At 68.5% G+C, this 14,971-nt stretch carries 14 protein-coding genes; 7 read left to right on the top strand and 7 right to left on the bottom strand.

Going from position 1 to position 14,971, the window contains the following annotated elements:
• Window positions 1–42 precede the first annotated feature (42 nt).
• Complete coding sequence (locus IEW87_RS08825; protein WP_188711874.1) at window positions 43–2,478, top strand: M20/M25/M40 family metallo-hydrolase; 2,436 nt, start codon at window positions 43–45, stop codon at window positions 2,476–2,478.
• 33 nt (window positions 2,479–2,511) lie between these two features.
• Here IEW87_RS08825 and mutM read toward each other — a convergent pair whose 3' ends face one another.
• The 6 genes from mutM to IEW87_RS08795 form a co-directional block, all read right to left on the bottom strand.
• Entirely contained in the window at window positions 2,512–3,420 is a 909-nt protein-coding gene (mutM, locus tag IEW87_RS08820; protein WP_188711873.1) for a bifunctional DNA-formamidopyrimidine glycosylase/DNA-(apurinic or apyrimidinic site) lyase, read from the bottom strand.
• The gene (rnc, locus tag IEW87_RS08815; RefSeq protein ID WP_188711872.1) at window positions 3,413–4,105 is read right to left on the bottom strand and encodes a ribonuclease III; all 693 of its coding nucleotides are present in this window, start codon (window positions 4,103–4,105) and stop codon (window positions 3,413–3,415) included. Before rnc ends, mutM begins: the two co-directional genes overlap by 8 nt.
• A gap of 8 nt (window positions 4,106–4,113) precedes the next feature.
• Window positions 4,114–4,323, bottom strand: coding sequence for a 50S ribosomal protein L32 (gene rpmF, locus IEW87_RS08810; RefSeq protein WP_188711871.1), 210 nt, complete (start codon window positions 4,321–4,323; stop codon window positions 4,114–4,116).
• A 2-nt stretch (window positions 4,324–4,325) separates the two neighbouring features.
• The gene (locus IEW87_RS08805) at window positions 4,326–4,868 is read right to left on the bottom strand and encodes a YceD family protein (protein WP_229731187.1); all 543 of its coding nucleotides are present in this window, start codon (window positions 4,866–4,868) and stop codon (window positions 4,326–4,328) included.
• A gap of 37 nt (window positions 4,869–4,905) precedes the next feature.
• Complete coding sequence (gene coaD, locus IEW87_RS08800; RefSeq protein WP_188711870.1) at window positions 4,906–5,406, bottom strand: pantetheine-phosphate adenylyltransferase; 501 nt, start codon at window positions 5,404–5,406, stop codon at window positions 4,906–4,908.
• Window positions 5,407–5,544: 138 nt separating this feature from the next.
• Window positions 5,545–7,722 carry an ATP-dependent DNA helicase RecG gene (locus IEW87_RS08795; protein WP_188711869.1) on the bottom strand — a complete coding sequence of 726 codons (2,178 nt, stop codon included), beginning with the start codon at window positions 7,720–7,722 and terminating at the stop codon, window positions 5,545–5,547.
• 56 nt (window positions 7,723–7,778) lie between these two features.
• Here IEW87_RS08795 and rsmD point away from each other — a divergent pair, with 56 nt between their 5' ends.
• Both rsmD and thiL read left to right on the top strand, forming a co-directional pair.
• A complete protein-coding gene (gene rsmD, locus IEW87_RS08790) occupies window positions 7,779–8,348 on the top strand; it encodes a 16S rRNA (guanine(966)-N(2))-methyltransferase RsmD (RefSeq protein WP_188711868.1) in 570 nt (189 codons plus the stop codon).
• 4 nt (window positions 8,349–8,352) lie between these two features.
• On the top strand, window positions 8,353–9,321 hold the full coding sequence (gene thiL, locus IEW87_RS08785; RefSeq protein ID WP_188711867.1) for a thiamine-phosphate kinase: 969 nt from the start codon (window positions 8,353–8,355) through the stop codon (window positions 9,319–9,321).
• 135 nt (window positions 9,322–9,456) lie between these two features.
• Here the strand turns inward: thiL and IEW87_RS08780 are convergent, their stop codons facing one another.
• On the bottom strand, window positions 9,457–10,134 hold the full coding sequence (locus tag IEW87_RS08780; protein WP_188711866.1) for a TetR/AcrR family transcriptional regulator: 678 nt from the start codon (window positions 10,132–10,134) through the stop codon (window positions 9,457–9,459).
• Window positions 10,135–10,184: 50 nt separating this feature from the next.
• Between IEW87_RS08780 and IEW87_RS08775 the strand changes: the two genes are divergently transcribed.
• The 4 genes from IEW87_RS08775 to IEW87_RS08760 are packed head-to-tail and all read left to right on the top strand — an operon-like array spanning window position 10,185 to window position 14,774.
• Window positions 10,185–11,777, top strand: coding sequence for an MFS transporter (locus IEW87_RS08775; protein ID WP_373285128.1), 1,593 nt, complete (start codon window positions 10,185–10,187; stop codon window positions 11,775–11,777).
• Window positions 11,777–12,913, top strand: coding sequence for a tyrosine-type recombinase/integrase (locus IEW87_RS08770; protein WP_229731048.1), 1,137 nt, complete (start codon window positions 11,777–11,779; stop codon window positions 12,911–12,913). The genes IEW87_RS08775 and IEW87_RS08770 overlap by 1 nt, the downstream gene beginning before the upstream one ends.
• Complete coding sequence (locus IEW87_RS08765; protein ID WP_229731047.1) at window positions 12,910–14,385, top strand: tyrosine-type recombinase/integrase; 1,476 nt, start codon at window positions 12,910–12,912, stop codon at window positions 14,383–14,385. The genes IEW87_RS08770 and IEW87_RS08765 overlap by 4 nt, the downstream gene beginning before the upstream one ends.
• The gene (locus tag IEW87_RS08760; protein WP_188711865.1) at window positions 14,385–14,774 is read left to right on the top strand and encodes a DUF6262 family protein; all 390 of its coding nucleotides are present in this window, start codon (window positions 14,385–14,387) and stop codon (window positions 14,772–14,774) included. Before IEW87_RS08765 ends, IEW87_RS08760 begins: the two co-directional genes overlap by 1 nt.
• Window positions 14,775–14,971: the final 197 nt, after the last annotated feature.

The following is a 14,971-nucleotide window of genomic DNA, read 5'->3' as shown; positions in this document are numbered from 1 at the left end:
TATTCCACTGTGGACTGTCGACCGTCAAGGAGCACCGAATCGATGAGCACGACGAACGACCCGAGCGAGACGCCGCGCCGCGCGTCTACGCTCGTCGGCGCCCCCGTCCGAGCACTCAGCGGGCTCGTGGCCTCACTCGTGCTCCTCATCATCGGCGCCATGGCAACGCTGGATCTCATTCCGCCGGGACCGGAGCCCTCGTCGGCGCCGCAGAGCGAGTTCAGCGCCGCGCGCGCCGCTGAGCACATCCCCGCCTTCGCGACCACGCCGCACCCGACCGGGACGCCCGCCGCGGATCGCGCGCGGGACGAACTCGTCGATCGCCTGCGCGAGCTCGGGCTCGAGCCGCAGCTGCAGCAGACGCTGGGCGCATCTCCGGTGCGCTCGGGCAACGACGGCTCGGACCTCGTCGGCGCGGTCGACAACGTGGTCGCAGTCATCCCTGGTGCCGATTCGAGCGGTCGCATCTTCCTCCTGGCGCACTACGACTCCTCGATGAACAGCCCCGGGGCTGCCGACAATGGCGCCGCGGTTGTCGCGATCCTGGAGACCGTGCGCGCCCTGCAGCATGGCGAGGAACCCCGAAACGACATCGTGGTGGTGTTCACCGACGGCGAGGAACCTGGCATGCTCGGCGCCGACGCGTTCGTGCGCGATCATCCTCTTGCGCACAACGGCGGTGTCGTGTTGAACCTCGAGGCCGGCGGCAGTCATGGCCCGTCGACGGTGTTCGAGACGTCTGCCGGTAATCGCTGCCTGCTCGACGCATACGGATCGGTGCCGCATCCCTTCGGCGACTCCGCCACCGCGTCGTTCTTCGAGCTGACCTCCCACAACACCGACCTCGGGGTCTTCACCTCGGCGGGATTCTCCGGACTGACCTCGGGATTCTTCCGCGGCACCACGGCGTACCATACGCCGCAGGACACGATCGAGAACCTCAGCGCGGCAAGCCTCCAGCATCACGGTGCGAACCTGCTCGACCTGACGCGTACATTCGGCGCGGCAGACCTCGGCGAGGCAGCCACGACGGAGTGCGACGACGCGGTCTTCTTCACGGCCTTCGGACAGCTCGTGCAGTACCCGACGGGCCTTGCGCTGCCCCTCGCGGGCCTGAGCCTCATCCTCCTTGTCGGAGCGATCATCGTGGCACAGCGCCGGGGCCTGCTCCGCATCGGGCGCACGCTTGCGGCATTCGGATCCGCCGCCGTGATGATGGCCGTCTCCGCTTTGGCCAGCTTCGGCCTCTGGGAGGCGCTGGTCGCGTTGCGGCCCGGCTACGCCGACTTCGGGATGGGCGACCCGCACCGCGCGGAGCTCTACCGCTTCGCCATCGTCGCCCTGACGGCGGCGGTCCTCGTCGGCTGGTACGCGCTGCTGAGGCGTCTGCTCGGTCCGACCGCTCTCGCCCTGGGCGCGCTCGCCTGGCCGGTGTTGATCGGCGTCATCACGGCAGGAACGGTGCCCGGGATGTCATATCTCTTCACGCTCCCTGCCCTCGGCGGAACGGTCGGGATCGCGGTCGCTCTCTTCGCGCCGTCGCCACGGTGGCGGCTGGTCGCGCTCACCGCGGGCGCCGTGGTCGCGGCACTGTTCCTCCCGCAGCTCGTGTGGGAGCTGCTTGCCTCCTCGGGCGGCATCGCCTCCGGGGCAATGGTGGCCTTCCTCATCGCCCTGCTCGCCGTCCCGTTCCTCCCCCTCATCGAGCTTGCCTTCCGGGCGCATTCGCCCACAGACCGCCGATCGCGCGTGCGCCGAATACTCGCCGCGCGCGGCACGGGGATCACCGGCGTCCTTCTCGTGCTCGCGGTGTCCCTCACCGCGGCGGGGCTCGCGATCGACCGCTTCGACGCGGACCACCCTCGCCCCGCACACCTGCATTACGTCGTCGACGACGACACGCAGACAGCCGCGTGGGTCAGTCGCGATCGACAGCCGTCCGACTGGACCTGTGACTTCGTCACCTGCGGCGGCGAAGCGGATCCGCGTTCGGCGGCCGTCGCGCAGCAGGTCCCGTGGTTCGGTGACTCCGCTCGCACGGGCCTCGCCGACCCCGCTGACCTGGCGGCACCCGAGGTGGCCGTTCTCGACGACCGACTCGACGGCGACGTTCGCGTCCTCGAGGTCCGGGTGCGTTCCGCGCGCGACGCCCCCGTGGTCACGCTGTACAGCGACCGACCCGTCGCGGCGTCGACAGTCGACGGCCTCCCGCTCGCCGACATCACGGACCGGGAAAACGGCCCCTGGGCGTTCGGATTGGAGATCCACGGGCCGTCCAACGACGGCGTCGTGGTGACGCTGCGGGTCGAGAACGGCGGATCCGAGGCCATCGGCCTCCGCGTCGTCGACCACACGTACGGGCTCGACGACGTCCCCGGTTTCACGCCGCGCCCGACCGGTATCGGCATCGCGATGGCTCCGTCCGACGTCGTCTCGGTCGGCCGCTCGCTGTCGGTCCCGGCCGCCGCTGCGGAATGACCGGCCGGCGCCGTCTGAGCGATGGTCCGGCGGCTACCTTTTGCGCTGGCAACGGCGACAGAAGTGGCTCGACCGGTTCGTGAACGACACCCGGACCAGCGGCGTGCCGCAGCGCGCGCACGGCTCGCCGTGCCGCCCGTAGGCGTTGAGCGAGTGGGCGAAATACCCGGCCTCGCCGTTGACGTTCACGTACTGCGCGTCGAAGCTCGTCCCGCCCTCGGTGAGTGCCTTGGCGAGCACCGCCCGCACCTCGGCGAGCACACGGTTCGCCGCGCGCGTCGAGAGCGTCGCCGCGAGGGTCTCCGGGTGGACCCGGGCCGCCCAGAGCGCCTCGTCGGCGTAGATGTTGCCGATGCCACTCACGGCGGTCTGATCGAGGAGGACCCGCTTGATCGCCGAGGAGCGGCGTCGCAGCAGCGCCCGGAACGCGCCGTCGTCGAACGCCGGATCGAGCGGATCCCGCGCGATGTGCGCGGCCTGGCTCGCCACCACAGGCAGCGGATCCCCGAAGCCGCCCGCCGCGCCGTCCACGGTCGGCACGAGCTGGTCGATCGCAAGGGATCCGAACGTGCGCTGGTCCGCGAAGACGACGGCGAGCTCGCCATGGTCCGGATGCTCGATCGAGAAGCGGATCCGCTCGTGACGTTCAGGCGCCGCGCCGGGCGCGCGGAGGAGCATCTGGCCGCTCATGCCGAGATGCGCCACGATCGCGTCCGCGGCGCCGTCGAGCGGGAACCAGAGGAACTTGCCGCGGCGGACGGCCGCGCGCACCGCGGATCCCGTCAGTCGCGCCTCGAAGTCGGTGCCGCGCGAGGTCGCGGAGACGGCGACATGCCGCGTGAGGGCACGCTCATCGTGCACCTCGACACCCGTGATGCGCGCGCCGATGAGCGCAGGCGCGAGGCCCGATCGGACCACCTCGACCTCGGGCAGCTCAGGCATGCACGTTCCGCCACAGCGTGAGCGCCGCGGCCATCTCGGCCTGCTTCTTGCTCGTGCCCGTGCCGGTCGCGCTGTGCTCGCCCACCGTCAGGACCGCCACGTACCGACGGTCATGATCCGGGCCGGTGCCCGTGATCTCGTATCGCGGCGGAGGCACCTCGAGGCGCGCCGCGAGCTCCTGCACGCTCGTCTTCGGGTCGACAGCGGCACCGTATCGCGCCGGGTCGTCCACGAGCGGCGTGATGAGGCGCAGCACCAGCGCGTCGGCAGCGGCGCGCCCCGCCGCCAGGAAGGCCGCGCCGAAGAGCGCCTCGGTCGCGTCCGCGAGGATCGAGTCCTTCGCGCGCCCGCCGGTCTGCTCCTCGCCTCTGCCGAGCTTGAGGTGCTCCCCCAGCCCGATGCCCCTCGCGACATCGGCCAGCGCGATCGTCGACACGACCGCGGCGCGTCGCTTCGCCAGCTCACCCTCGGACACGTCCGGGAAGCGTTCGTAGAGCATCGCCGTCACAGCGAGACCGAGCACAGAGTCGCCGAGAAACTCGAGGCGCTCGTTGTGCGGGATGCCGCCGTTCTCGTAGGCGTAGGAGCGGTGCGTGAGCGCTAATACGAGAAGCTCGGCGTCGATATCGACGCCGAGCTTCTCGGTAAGCGACTCGAGCGCGCGCTCGTCAGTGCGCGGAGTCATGACGCGGTTCAGACGTCGGCGACCTTGCGGCCCTTGTACTCGAGGAACAGCTCGGTGCCCTGCGAGTCGGTGACGACCTTCGCCTGGTGCGGACGGCTGTAGGTGACCTTGCCGTTCTCCACCGTCTTGACGAGGGCCGGCGCCTTGGCCTTCCACTGCGAACGACGCGAGCGCGTGTTCGAACGGGACAGCCTTCTCTTCGGGGGGTTACCAGCCATGGCTAGCTCTCTTCTCTGCTCTGGCCGACGCCGTGCGCCGGATCGGTTTCGGTAAGTTCTCGGAGCGCCGCCCACCGTGGATCGATGGGGTCCTGCGCCACACCGGGTGACTCGGTCAGCTCCTCGCCCGTGACGGGGTCAAGACCCGGGCAGTCCGGCCGACACACCGGCTGAAACGGAAGCGACAATACAATCGCATCCCTCACCAGAGTTTCAAGATCCACGTGGTCGTCTTGAAGCTCGAAGTCAGGGGTTTCGTCTCCAGGATACTCGAAAAGCTCTTGGAACTCGACTTCGACGGGCTGCGTGATCTCACGCAGACAGCGACTGCATTCACCTTCGTACGTTGTGCGGGCCGTCCCCGAGACGAGGATCCCTTCGTGAACGGACTCGAGGCGCACGTCGAGTGCGAGCTCGCTTCCGGCCGCGACCGACACGACGCCCTCGCCCCAGCGTTCCGGCACCGGGATCGTGAGCGCGTGCTCGCGCATGTCGCCCGGCCGCCGCACGATCTCGCGCGCGGGCAGCACGAAAGGCCCGTTCAGATGTTTCTTCACGGTTTCAGCCTACGTCCGGATGCGCTCAGAAGTCGCTGGGCGACGAATCGTTCAGATAGCGCACAACCGCCGGCGGAACATACGGCGAGACGTCGCCGCCGAGGCTCGCGACCTGGCGCACAAGCGAGCTCGACACGACCGAGTTGGCGGGATCCGCGAGGAGGAACACCGTCTCGACGCCAGCGAGGTGGTTATTCACGACCGCCATCGGCGTCTCGTACGCGACGTCCTGCTGCGAGCGGATGCCCTTCACGAGCACGCCAGCGCCGACTTCCTGCGCGTAGTCGACGAGCAGACCGACGCTCCAGGATCCGACGACGACCTTGCCTGCCAGCCCCTCCTCCTCGATCGACTGCTCGAGCAACCGCAGTCGAAGCGCGCTCGGGAGCATGCCCTCCTTGTCGGGGTTGTGAACGACAACCACGTGGATCTCGTCATAGAGACCCGCGGCGCGACGGATGATGTCGAGATGCCCGAGTGTCGGCGGGTCGAAGGATCCGGGGACAACGGCGATCCGGTTGCTCATGCCTCCAGCCTAGGGTGTGTTGCTCAACGTGGTGCCGCCGCGAGCGCTTCGCGGTGCGCCGCGGCGTGCCACGGGCCGCGCAGGAGGTACCACGTTGAGCAACGCGCCCAAGAGGGTGAAGCGAAGAAGAAGCCGCTCTCAGTTCTTGCGGAGAGCGGCGCGTTCGGCCTCGCCGAGTCTGGTCGTCAGCATCGTGGCGAGACCCGCGTGCGTGTCGAGCGCGGGGTCGTCGGCGAGGATCCGCTCGGCCAGATCGCGGGCGCGTTCGATCAGCGGCGCGTCCTTGATGACGCGCAACAGCCGCAGCGATGACCGCGAGCCGGACTGCGCGCCGCCGAGGACGTCGCCCTCGCCGCGGAGCTCGAGGTCGACCTCCGCCAGCTCGAAGCCGTCTGTCGTCGCGGCCACGGCGTCGACGCGCTCGCGCGCCGGCGTGCCCTCGAGGGCGTCGGTGACAAGCAGGCAGAGTCCGGGGATCCGCCCGCGCCCGACGCGCCCGCGCAGCTGGTGGAGCTGCGAGACGCCGAAGCGGTCGGCATCGAGGATGATCATCGTCGACGCGTTCGGAACGTCGACGCCGACCTCGATCACGGTCGTCGCTACGACGACGTCGATCTCGCCGCGGGCGAACGCCTGCATGATGGCGTCCTTCTCCTCGCTCGGCATCTTGCCGTGGAGGGGGCGGATCCGCAGGTGCGACGTCGCCGGCTGTTCGCGGAGCGAGCTGGCGACTTGCACGACGCCGAAGCGCGGGCCGCGCTGGCCTTCCTCCGGGTCGATGGGGACATCGTCGACGTCGTCCTCCACGACCGCCGTCGAGCCGCCGGCCTCGACGTCGATCGCCGCGCACACGACGAACACCTGATGTCCCTTGGTGACTTCCTCGGCGGCGCGCTGCCAGACGCGGCCGAACCACGCCGGCTTCTCGGCGAGCGGCGCGACAAACGTCTCGATGCCCGCGCGCCCGGGCGGCATGGTGCGGATCGTCGACACGTCGAGGTCACCGAAAACCGTCATCGCGACGGTGCGCGGGATCGGCGTCGCGGTCAGCACGAGCACGTGCGGGTGGGTGCCCTTCGCGCGCAACGTCTCGCGCTGCTCCACGCCGAACCGGTGCTGCTCGTCCACGACGATGAGGCCGAGGTCGGCGAACGTCGTCTTATCGCTCAGCAGCGCGTGCGTGCCGACGATGATGCGTGCCTGGCCTGACGCGACGCGCAACGAGGCCTTCCGCCGTTCCGCGGTCGACATCTGTCCCGTGAGCAGCGTCGGCATCAGCTCGGCCGCCATGTCCGGGCCGAGCATCTTCGTGATCGACCGCAGGTGCTGTGCCGCGAGCACCTCCGTCGGCGCGATGAGCGCGCTCTGCCCGGCCGAGTCGGCCACCTGCAGCATCGCGCGCAACGCCACGAGGGTCTTGCCGGAGCCGACCTCGCCCTGGATCAGCCGGTTCATCGGAGCCTCGCCGACGAGGTCGTCAGCGAGAGTCGCTCCCACGCTCTGTTGGTCGGGTGTCAGCGCGAACGGCAGCGACGCGTCGAATCGCGACAGCGGGCCGCCGTCGACCGGTGGGCGGGACGTCGCCGACATCGCGCGCACGAACCACCGCTGCTGCAGCAGCGCCGTCTGCATCACCAGCGCCTCGTGCAGCCGGAGCGTGTGGCGGGCGCGGTGCACATCGGCATCGGTGCGCGGGCGATGGATCCGCTCGAGCGCGTCGCGCGACGCCAGCGCCTTATGCTCCCGCCGCGCGTCGTCCGTCAGCGGATCCGGCACCTCGCCGAGGTCGTCGAGCACCGAGCTGATGACCTTCTGCAGCTGCCATGTCGGCAGCGTCGCGGTCGCGGGATAGAACGGCAGGGGGCGCTCCGCGAAGTCCTCGGCGTTCTGATGCGCCTCGAGCTCGTCGTCGAACAGCTGATAGTCCGGATGTGAGAACTGGAGCTGGCCGCGGTACTCCCCCACCTTCCCGGAGAAGATGCCGCGCGCACCGGGGACGAGCTCCTTGCCGCGCCATGCCTGGCCGAAGAACGTCAACGACATCTCACCGAAGCCATCTCCGATGACGACCTCGAGCAGCGTCCCGCGCCGGTTGCGCATGGGGCGGGAGTTCGCGCGCCGCACCTCAGCGACGATCGTGGCCGTCTGGCCGATGGGAAGTTCGAGAATGGGCGTGAGGTCGCCGCGCTTCGCATAGCGGCGGGGGTAGTGTCCCACCAGATCACCGACGGTCGACATCGCGAAGGCGCGCGCGAGCGAATTCGCCAGCTTCTGCCCGACCGCGTCTGCGAGCGGGGTCTCCAGCGCCAACGTCATGGGTCGATCCTACGGTCGACCTCGGACGGGCGCGGCGTCGCCCGTAGGCTGGATCCGTGACTCGCATCATCTCGGGCCGCGCGAGCGGCCTCCGCCTCGACGTGCCCGCGAGCGGCACGCGCCCCACGAGCGACCGCGTGCGCGAGTCCCTCTTCTCTGCGCTCGAGGCGACGGGAATGCTGCCGGACGCGGTCGTCGTCGATCTCTACGCCGGATCTGGCGCGCTCGGCCTCGAAGCGCTCAGCCGAGGAGCGGCGCGCGCCGATGTCGTCGAGCGAGACCGCAAGGCGGCCGCCGTCGCGTGGCGCAACGCCGACCGCATCGCGCGCGCGACCGGATCCGAAGCCGTCGTGCACACGTCCGCGGTCGCCGCGTTCCTGCGCGCATCTTCGCGTCAGTACGACATCGCGTTCGTCGATCCGCCGTATGACCTGCCGGACGCCGATCTCGCGGCGGCGCTCGACGCGCTTCGTCCACTCCTCGTCGACGACGCGCTCGTGATCGTCGAACGTGCGTCGCGATCGGGGCCGCCCGGATGGGAGGAGGCGCACCTGCGCGCCGTCCGCGACCGCCGGTACGGCGACACGACGCTGTGGTGGGGCGAGCCCGCCGTCGCCATAGGCTGAGCAGATGAGCGAACGCGAGATGGTCCGCGACCTGTCCGAGGGGGAGATCCTGCGGCGCATCCTCGCGCGCACCGGCCGGGCGACGGTGACCGAGGTCGGCCCGGGTGACGACGCCGCGGTGCTCGCGGTGACGGGATCCGTCGTCGCCACGACCGACACGCTCGTCGACGGCCCCGACTTCCGGCGCGAATGGTCCACGGGATACGACCTCGGCTGGAAGGCCGCCGCGGTCAACCTCGCGGACGTCGCGGCGATGGGTGCCCGCGCGACGAGCCTGTTGGTCGCCCTCGCCGTGCCCGGAGAGACGCCGGTCGGTGAGATCGAGGCGATGGCCGACGGACTGCGCGAGGCGTGCGATACGCTCGCCCCGGGCTGCGCCGTCGTCGGCGGCGACCTCACGCAGTCGTCCGTGCTCACGATCGCGGTGACCGCACTCGGCGACACCGACGGGCGCCCACCGGTGCTGCGCTCCGGAGCGCGGTCTGGCGACGTCGTGGCGATCGCCGGCGACATGGGCGTCTCGGCGCGAGGTCTCGACATGCTGTTCGAGCGCTACGACGGATCCCCTCCGGCGCTCGACGAGCTGCGGGACGCGGACCGGCACGCCGTGGAGCGCCACCTTCGTCCCCGCCCCCCACTGACGAGCGGTCCCGTGGCCGCTGCCGCTGGTGCCACGGCGATGATGGACGTCTCGGACGGCCTCGCGCTCGACGCGTCGCGCATCGCTGACGCGTCGAACGTGACGCTCGATCTGCATGCGTCCGCGCTCGGGGACGACCCGTCGCTCGCCCTCCGTGGCGGCGAGGACCACGCTCTGCTCGCGACGTTCCCGCCGGCGGCCGTGCCGGCGGATTTCCGCGAGATCGGCCGCGTCCTCCCCCGCGCCGACGCCCCGGTCACGGTCGACGGATCCCCGTACCGCGGCCACGGCGGCTGGGACCCCTATCGCGACTGGTCATCCCCGACCCCCTGAAGATGACGCGAATGCACCGAAAACGTCGCTTATCTAGAGTCCTGAGGCCAGAAGCTTGCTGTGATCTTCAGTTCTGTGTCGTGGACGGTGTCTACGGTAAGGAGGACCTGGGGCCGGCTTGGTCGCGTGACCTGTTTATCCCCGCTGTACCGGGTGTGGGTTCTGGCGTGCCTCGACTCCGTCGAGAATTACATCCAGCCCGCTTGTGAACCAGTCTCGTTCGCCGGCGGGATGCCGATGCGCGATGAGTCGGCTCAGGTGTGGGAAATCTCCCAGGTCCAGATCGTGGAGTCGGTGCTGCCAGGCACGGCCCGGGTCGTCGCCCGCGTCGGCTTGCCGGTCTCCGAGGGCAACGCGTGCGCTGCCCTGGACGTAGTTGTTCATCGTCATGATCGCACGGGCGGCCTCGTCCGGCATCAGGTGCAATTCCTCCAGGGCGGACAGTGCCCACTCCATCGCGGCTAGCGAGGCGGTGCCGAAGGGTGGGGTGACGGTGGCGTTGGCAGTCAGCAGCCACGGGTGAGCGAGAAACGAAGCCCAGTCCTGCCGGGCAAGTATGTGCATGCATTCCCGCCAGCCCAAGCCGGTTGCATCAGGGTAGGAGTACTCGGCGGTGACCTGCTCGACCATGGCACCGATGAGCTCGTCCTTGTCGGCCACGTGCCGGTACAGCGACATCGCTCCGGCACCGAGCCGTTCGGCAACGCGCCGCATCGTCACCGCGTCCAAACCGTCCTCGTCAGCAAGCTCGATCGCCGACGCGACGATCCGGTCGCGGGATAAGGGACCAGACGGCCCGACTCGTGGACTCAAGCGACACCTCCGGAACCCAGTGTATCGCGATGGGTACAACGTACGCTACGGTGGTTTGCGTACGTTGTACCCAAGGAGGAATCGTGTCGTCCCAAACTTCTCGTTCACTCGGTCCACGGTCGCGGTGGCTCGGACTCGCCGTGCTGACGCTGCCCGTGATATTGACCTCGATGGACATCACAATCCTGCACATCGCGATTCCGACCATCACGCATGAGCTGACCCCGAGCCCGAGCCAGACGCTGTGGATTCTCGACGCCTATGGGTTCCTGCTGGCCGGCCTGCTCATCGTCATGGGCAACATCGGCGACCGGATCGGCCGGCGTCGGCTGCTCCTGATCGGTGCCGCGGTGTTCGGCATGGCCTCGACGCTGGCGGCGTTCGCTCCGACCTCGGAGGTTCTCATCGCCGCACGTGCCCTGATGGGAATCGGCGGGGCCACACTCATGCCCTCGACGCTCTCACTGATACGCAACATGTTCACCGACCCGGCCGAGCGCACCCGAGCGATCGGCATCTGGACCGCGAGCCTGTCCGGGGGCATCGCGCTGGGTCCGATCATCGGCGGTCTGCTACTCGAAGCCTTCTGGTGGGGATCGGTGTTCCTCATCAACGTGCCCGTCATCGTGCTCCTGTTGGTACTGGCACCCCGCCTCGTTCCCGAGTACCGGAGCCCGACATCGGCGCGACTGGACGTGCTCAGCGTCCTACTATCCTTCGCCGCGATCATCCCGGTCGTCTGGGCGATCAAGACCGCCGCCGAGGAACTCGCACTCACCCCTGCCGCCGTGGTCGGACTGGTCGTCGGCGTACTGGCTGGCACCGTGTTCCTCATCCGGCAGCGGCGTCTCCAGTCGCCTTTGGTCGATGTCCGCCTGTTTGCCAACCCTCGTTTCAGTGGTGCCGTCCTGGGGGCGGGTCTGGCGATGTTCTCACTTGTCGGCGTGATGCTCTATAGCGCACAGTATCTGCAGCTCGTTGCAGGACTGTCGCCGTTGCTCGCCGCCCTTGCGATGCTGCCGATCATGGTCGCCGTCGGTGGAATGTCTGTTCTCGCCTCCGTGCTCGTGCCCCGCTTCGGCTACCCCCTTGTCTTCGGGGCAGGCGCGGCCGTGGCTGCCGGGGGAATGCTAGTGCTCAGCCGGGTCCCGGTCGACGATGGCTTGATCGTCGCCATCGTCTCATCCGCCTTCATCGGTGCAGGTATCGCCCCGATGATGACGCTCGCCACCGACGTCGTGGTCGGCTCCGCCCCGCCGAACCGCTCGGGTGCTGCGTCCGCCCTGTCGGAGACCGCCGCAGAACTGGGCGCCGCGCTGGGCATTGCTGTTCTGGGCTCAATCGGTACCGCCCTGTACCGTTCACGAGTCCTCGACGGAGTACCCGACGACCTCCCTCCGGATGCCACTGAGGTCATCAGTTCGAGCCTCGGCGCAGCCATCAGTGTTGCCGAGCAACTTCCGACTGAAGCCGCGACTCACCTCGCTAACCTTGCCCGTCACGCCTTCGTCGACGGGCTCGGTGCCGCCACAGTCACTGGAGGACTCGTCCTCGTCGCGACCGCCATCGTGTGCCCGATATTGCTCCATCGGGGAAGAGCCTCAGCCCAGTCCACGCACCCGACCGCAGATACCGAGAATTGATGAGTGCAGTCGCGCCGATGAGTGGCCTGTTTGTCCAGCGGGTGCTCTCGCCGATCGATGCCGTGGAGTCGTGGACGGTGCTCGGTGGTGACGGTGCCCCGGTGGCTCCGATTGAGCGATATCTGGCGTACTTGACGCAGATCGAGCGGTCGCCGAACACGGTCAAGGCCTACGCCCACGATTTGAAGGACTGGTTCGAGTTCCTCAGCGGCCAGGCTTTGGACTGGCGTGAGGTGCGATTGGAGAACGTCGCCGAGTTCGTCGCCTGGCTGCGCCGTCCGCCAGAATTGCGCGACGGGACGGTCCTGATCCTGTCGTCGGTGCAGCACCACTGCACCGAGGTGACGGTCAACCACAAGCTCTCCGCTCTCAGCGCGTTCTACCAGCACGCCGCCCGCCACGGCATCGACCTCGGGGAGCTGCTCAGGACGTGGCAGCCGGCCGGAGGCCGCAGTTCGGGATGGAAGCCGTTCTTGCACCACATCAGCAAGGGCAAACCGCAGCCGCGGCGGGCCATCGTGCTGAACGCGCAGCGCAAGCTCCCGCGCGTGCTCACCGCCGTCGAGGTGCAGACGATCCTCGATGCCTGTGCCCATCTGCGGGACCGGTTCCTGTTCGCCGTGCTCTTTGACACCGGGATGCGGATCGGGGAGGCGCTGGGCCTGCGACATGAGGACATCGCCGCGGCCGAGTCCCAGATCACGGTCCAGCGCCGGGTCAACGACAACGGGGCACGCTCCAAGTCACGCAACCCGCGGACGGTACCGGTCAGCGCAGAGTTGGTCCGGCTCTATGCCGACTACCTGCACCTGGAGTACGGCGACCTGGACTCCGACTACGTCTTCGTGACCCTGTGGGGCCGACCCCACGGCCACCCGCTGACCTACACGGCCGTCTACGACCTGGTCAAGCGGCTGCGCCGCCGTACCGGGATCGACTTCGATCCGCACTGGTACCGCCATACCGCCGCGACCCGGATGCTGCGGGACGGTGTGCCGATCGAGGTGGTCTCCAAGCTCCTTGGCCACGCCGACATCACCACTACTGCCGCCGTCTACGGGCATCTGAGTGCCGAGGACGTCCGCCAGGCGCTGGAGGAAGCGGGCTGGTTCACCGGCCGAGAGGTCCGACTGTGAGCACACCGAGTCCGCTGGTGCCTGAACAGCCATCAGCGACGGCGAGCGAGCGGCGCCGGACACCCCGCCAGACCAGCAGATGGGACGCCGAGTACGGCAAGGACGTCTGGCGGCTGCGTGAGCTCGGCGTCAAGGACAGGCGGCTGGCCCGGATCATCTTCGAGGACATCGGGCAGTCCTGGCTTAAGGTCTTGGCCAAACGCTGGGCGCGGTGGCGCCTGGCCACGGGCCTCGGTGTGATCAGCGTCTCCTCCGGCACACGGGCGATCATGCACTTCGGGCAGTTCCTCGAGGACGTGGCGCCTTCTGTCCAGGGGATGGCAGACCTAAACCGGGAGGTGTTGGAGCGCTACCTCGCTCACCTGCATGCCCGGTTCGCGGGCACCGTGAAACACCGCATGCTGATCGGCCAGCTGAATCTGTTCTTCACCACCATCCGGCAGCACGGCTGGGATGACTCCCTGCCGTCGGCGGTGATGTTCTTCAGCGAGGACTTCCCCAAGGAAGCCATCCGGCAACCGCGCGCGCTGAGCGAAGCCGTGATGGCCCAGCTGGAGAACTCGGACAACCTCGCCAAGTGGAACAACCCCAGCTACGAGCTGATCACGCAGATTTTGATGGGGTGTGGGCTGCGCATCACCGACACCGTCCGCCTGCCGACCGACTGCATCGTCCACGACGGTGAGGGAGCGCCCTACCTGCGCTACCTCAACCACAAGATGAAACGCGAGGCCCTGGTGCCCATCGACGCCGAGCTCACCGAGGCCATCACCGCGCAGCGCCGCCGCCTCCAAGAGCGATGGCCGGACGGTGCGCCGGTGCTGTTCCCGCGCGTCACGCACAACGACGATGGTCAGGAATCGGTCGGTGACGGCGCCTACCGCAAGGCGCTTCACCGCTGGCTCAAGCGCTGCGACGTCCGTGACGAGCACGGCCAACCCGTTCGCGTCGTCCCGCACAGCTTCCGGCACACCCTGGGTACCAGGCTGATCAACCGCGACGTCCCCCAAGAAGTGGTTCGGCGGATTCTCGACCACGACTCCCACGCCATGACCGCCCACTACGCCCGGCTCAGTGACACCACGATCCGCCGGCACTGGGAAGCCGCGAAGAAGGTCAACATCAAGGGCGAGACGGTCACCCTCGACCCGGACGGACCGTTGGCCGAGGCGGCCTGGGCCAAGCAGCGGGTCGGGCGAGCGACCCAGGCCCTGCCCAACGGCTTCTGCGGGCTGCCAGTCCAGAAGTCCTGCCCGCACGCGAACGCGTGCCTGAGCTGCCCGATGTTCATCACCACCTCGGAGTTCCTGCCCGAGCACCGCCAGCATCGTCAACAGGTTGTGCAGATCATCACCGCGGCCGAAGCCCGCGGTCAGCAACGGCTGATCGAGATGAACCAGCAGGTCCTGGGAAACCTCGACCAGATCATTACCACATTGGAGAACGACGAGGATGGCGAGGCAAGCACCTGATGCATGCCGATAACAGCCATCACCTGATCGCCGCCGCCCAACTGCGTCACGAGGCCACGCGCGCCAAAGCCACCCAGGCTCTTCGTGACCTCGACCGCGAAGGCGGTGCGGTCACCTTCCAGATCGTCGTGCAGAAAGCGCAAGTCTCACGTTCCTGGCTCTACACCCAGCCCGACATCTGCGCCGAGATCCGACGACGCCGCGACCTCCAGCAAGGAGCCGGCGGCGCACCGCTGCCCGCGTCGCAACGTTCCACCGATGCGTCCTTACGACGCCGCCTCGAAGTTGCCAACGCTCGCGTCCGTGACCTCACCACCGAGAACCAGCGACTCCGGAAACAGTTGGAACACACCCTCGGGCAACTACGGGCATCGACCACGGCACGGTGACGAGGCCGAGCCGCTCGATGGACGGCTCAAGATAACCGCGTCCACCAGGAAGACTTCCGATCCGCTGAGTCTCGTGCTGGACGTCATGACCACGTCTGACCAGACCCCAGATAACGGGTCGTTTTCGGTGCATTCGCGTCATCTGGCGGAGACGGAGAAGTCAGATCGTCCCCAGGACGCAGGATCTAGGCTGGGTG

Origin of the sequence: Microbacterium faecale, assembly GCF_014640975.1 — a bacterium.
GTDB lineage: Bacteria > Actinomycetota > Actinomycetes > Actinomycetales > Microbacteriaceae > Microbacterium > Microbacterium faecale.
The sequence above is the reverse complement of the archived record's forward strand: the minus strand, read 5'-3'. Positions and strand labels throughout refer to the sequence as shown.

What these genes read in the sequence shown, in the direction of transcription:
- IEW87_RS08825 (WP_188711874.1), top strand. Translation starts at nt 43, where the DNA reads ATGAGCACGACGAACGACCCGAGCGAGACGCCGCGCCGCGCGTCTACG.
- mutM (WP_188711873.1), bottom strand. Translation starts at nt 3,420, where the DNA reads ATGCCTGAGCTGCCCGAGGTCGAGGTGGTCCGATCGGGCCTCGCGCCT.
- rnc (WP_188711872.1), bottom strand. Translation starts at nt 4,105, where the DNA reads ATGACTCCGCGCACTGACGAGCGCGCGCTCGAGTCGCTTACCGAGAAG.
- rpmF (WP_188711871.1), bottom strand. Translation starts at nt 4,323, where the DNA reads ATGGCTGGTAACCCCCCGAAGAGAAGGCTGTCCCGTTCGAACACGCGC.
- coaD (WP_188711870.1), bottom strand. Translation starts at nt 5,406, where the DNA reads ATGAGCAACCGGATCGCCGTTGTCCCCGGATCCTTCGACCCGCCGACA.
- IEW87_RS08795 (WP_188711869.1), bottom strand. Translation starts at nt 7,722, where the DNA reads ATGACGTTGGCGCTGGAGACCCCGCTCGCAGACGCGGTCGGGCAGAAG.
- thiL (WP_188711867.1), top strand. Translation starts at nt 8,353, where the DNA reads ATGAGCGAACGCGAGATGGTCCGCGACCTGTCCGAGGGGGAGATCCTG.
- IEW87_RS08770 (WP_229731048.1), top strand. Translation starts at nt 11,777, where the DNA reads ATGAGTGCAGTCGCGCCGATGAGTGGCCTGTTTGTCCAGCGGGTGCTC.
- IEW87_RS08760 (WP_188711865.1), top strand. Translation starts at nt 14,385, where the DNA reads ATGCATGCCGATAACAGCCATCACCTGATCGCCGCCGCCCAACTGCGT.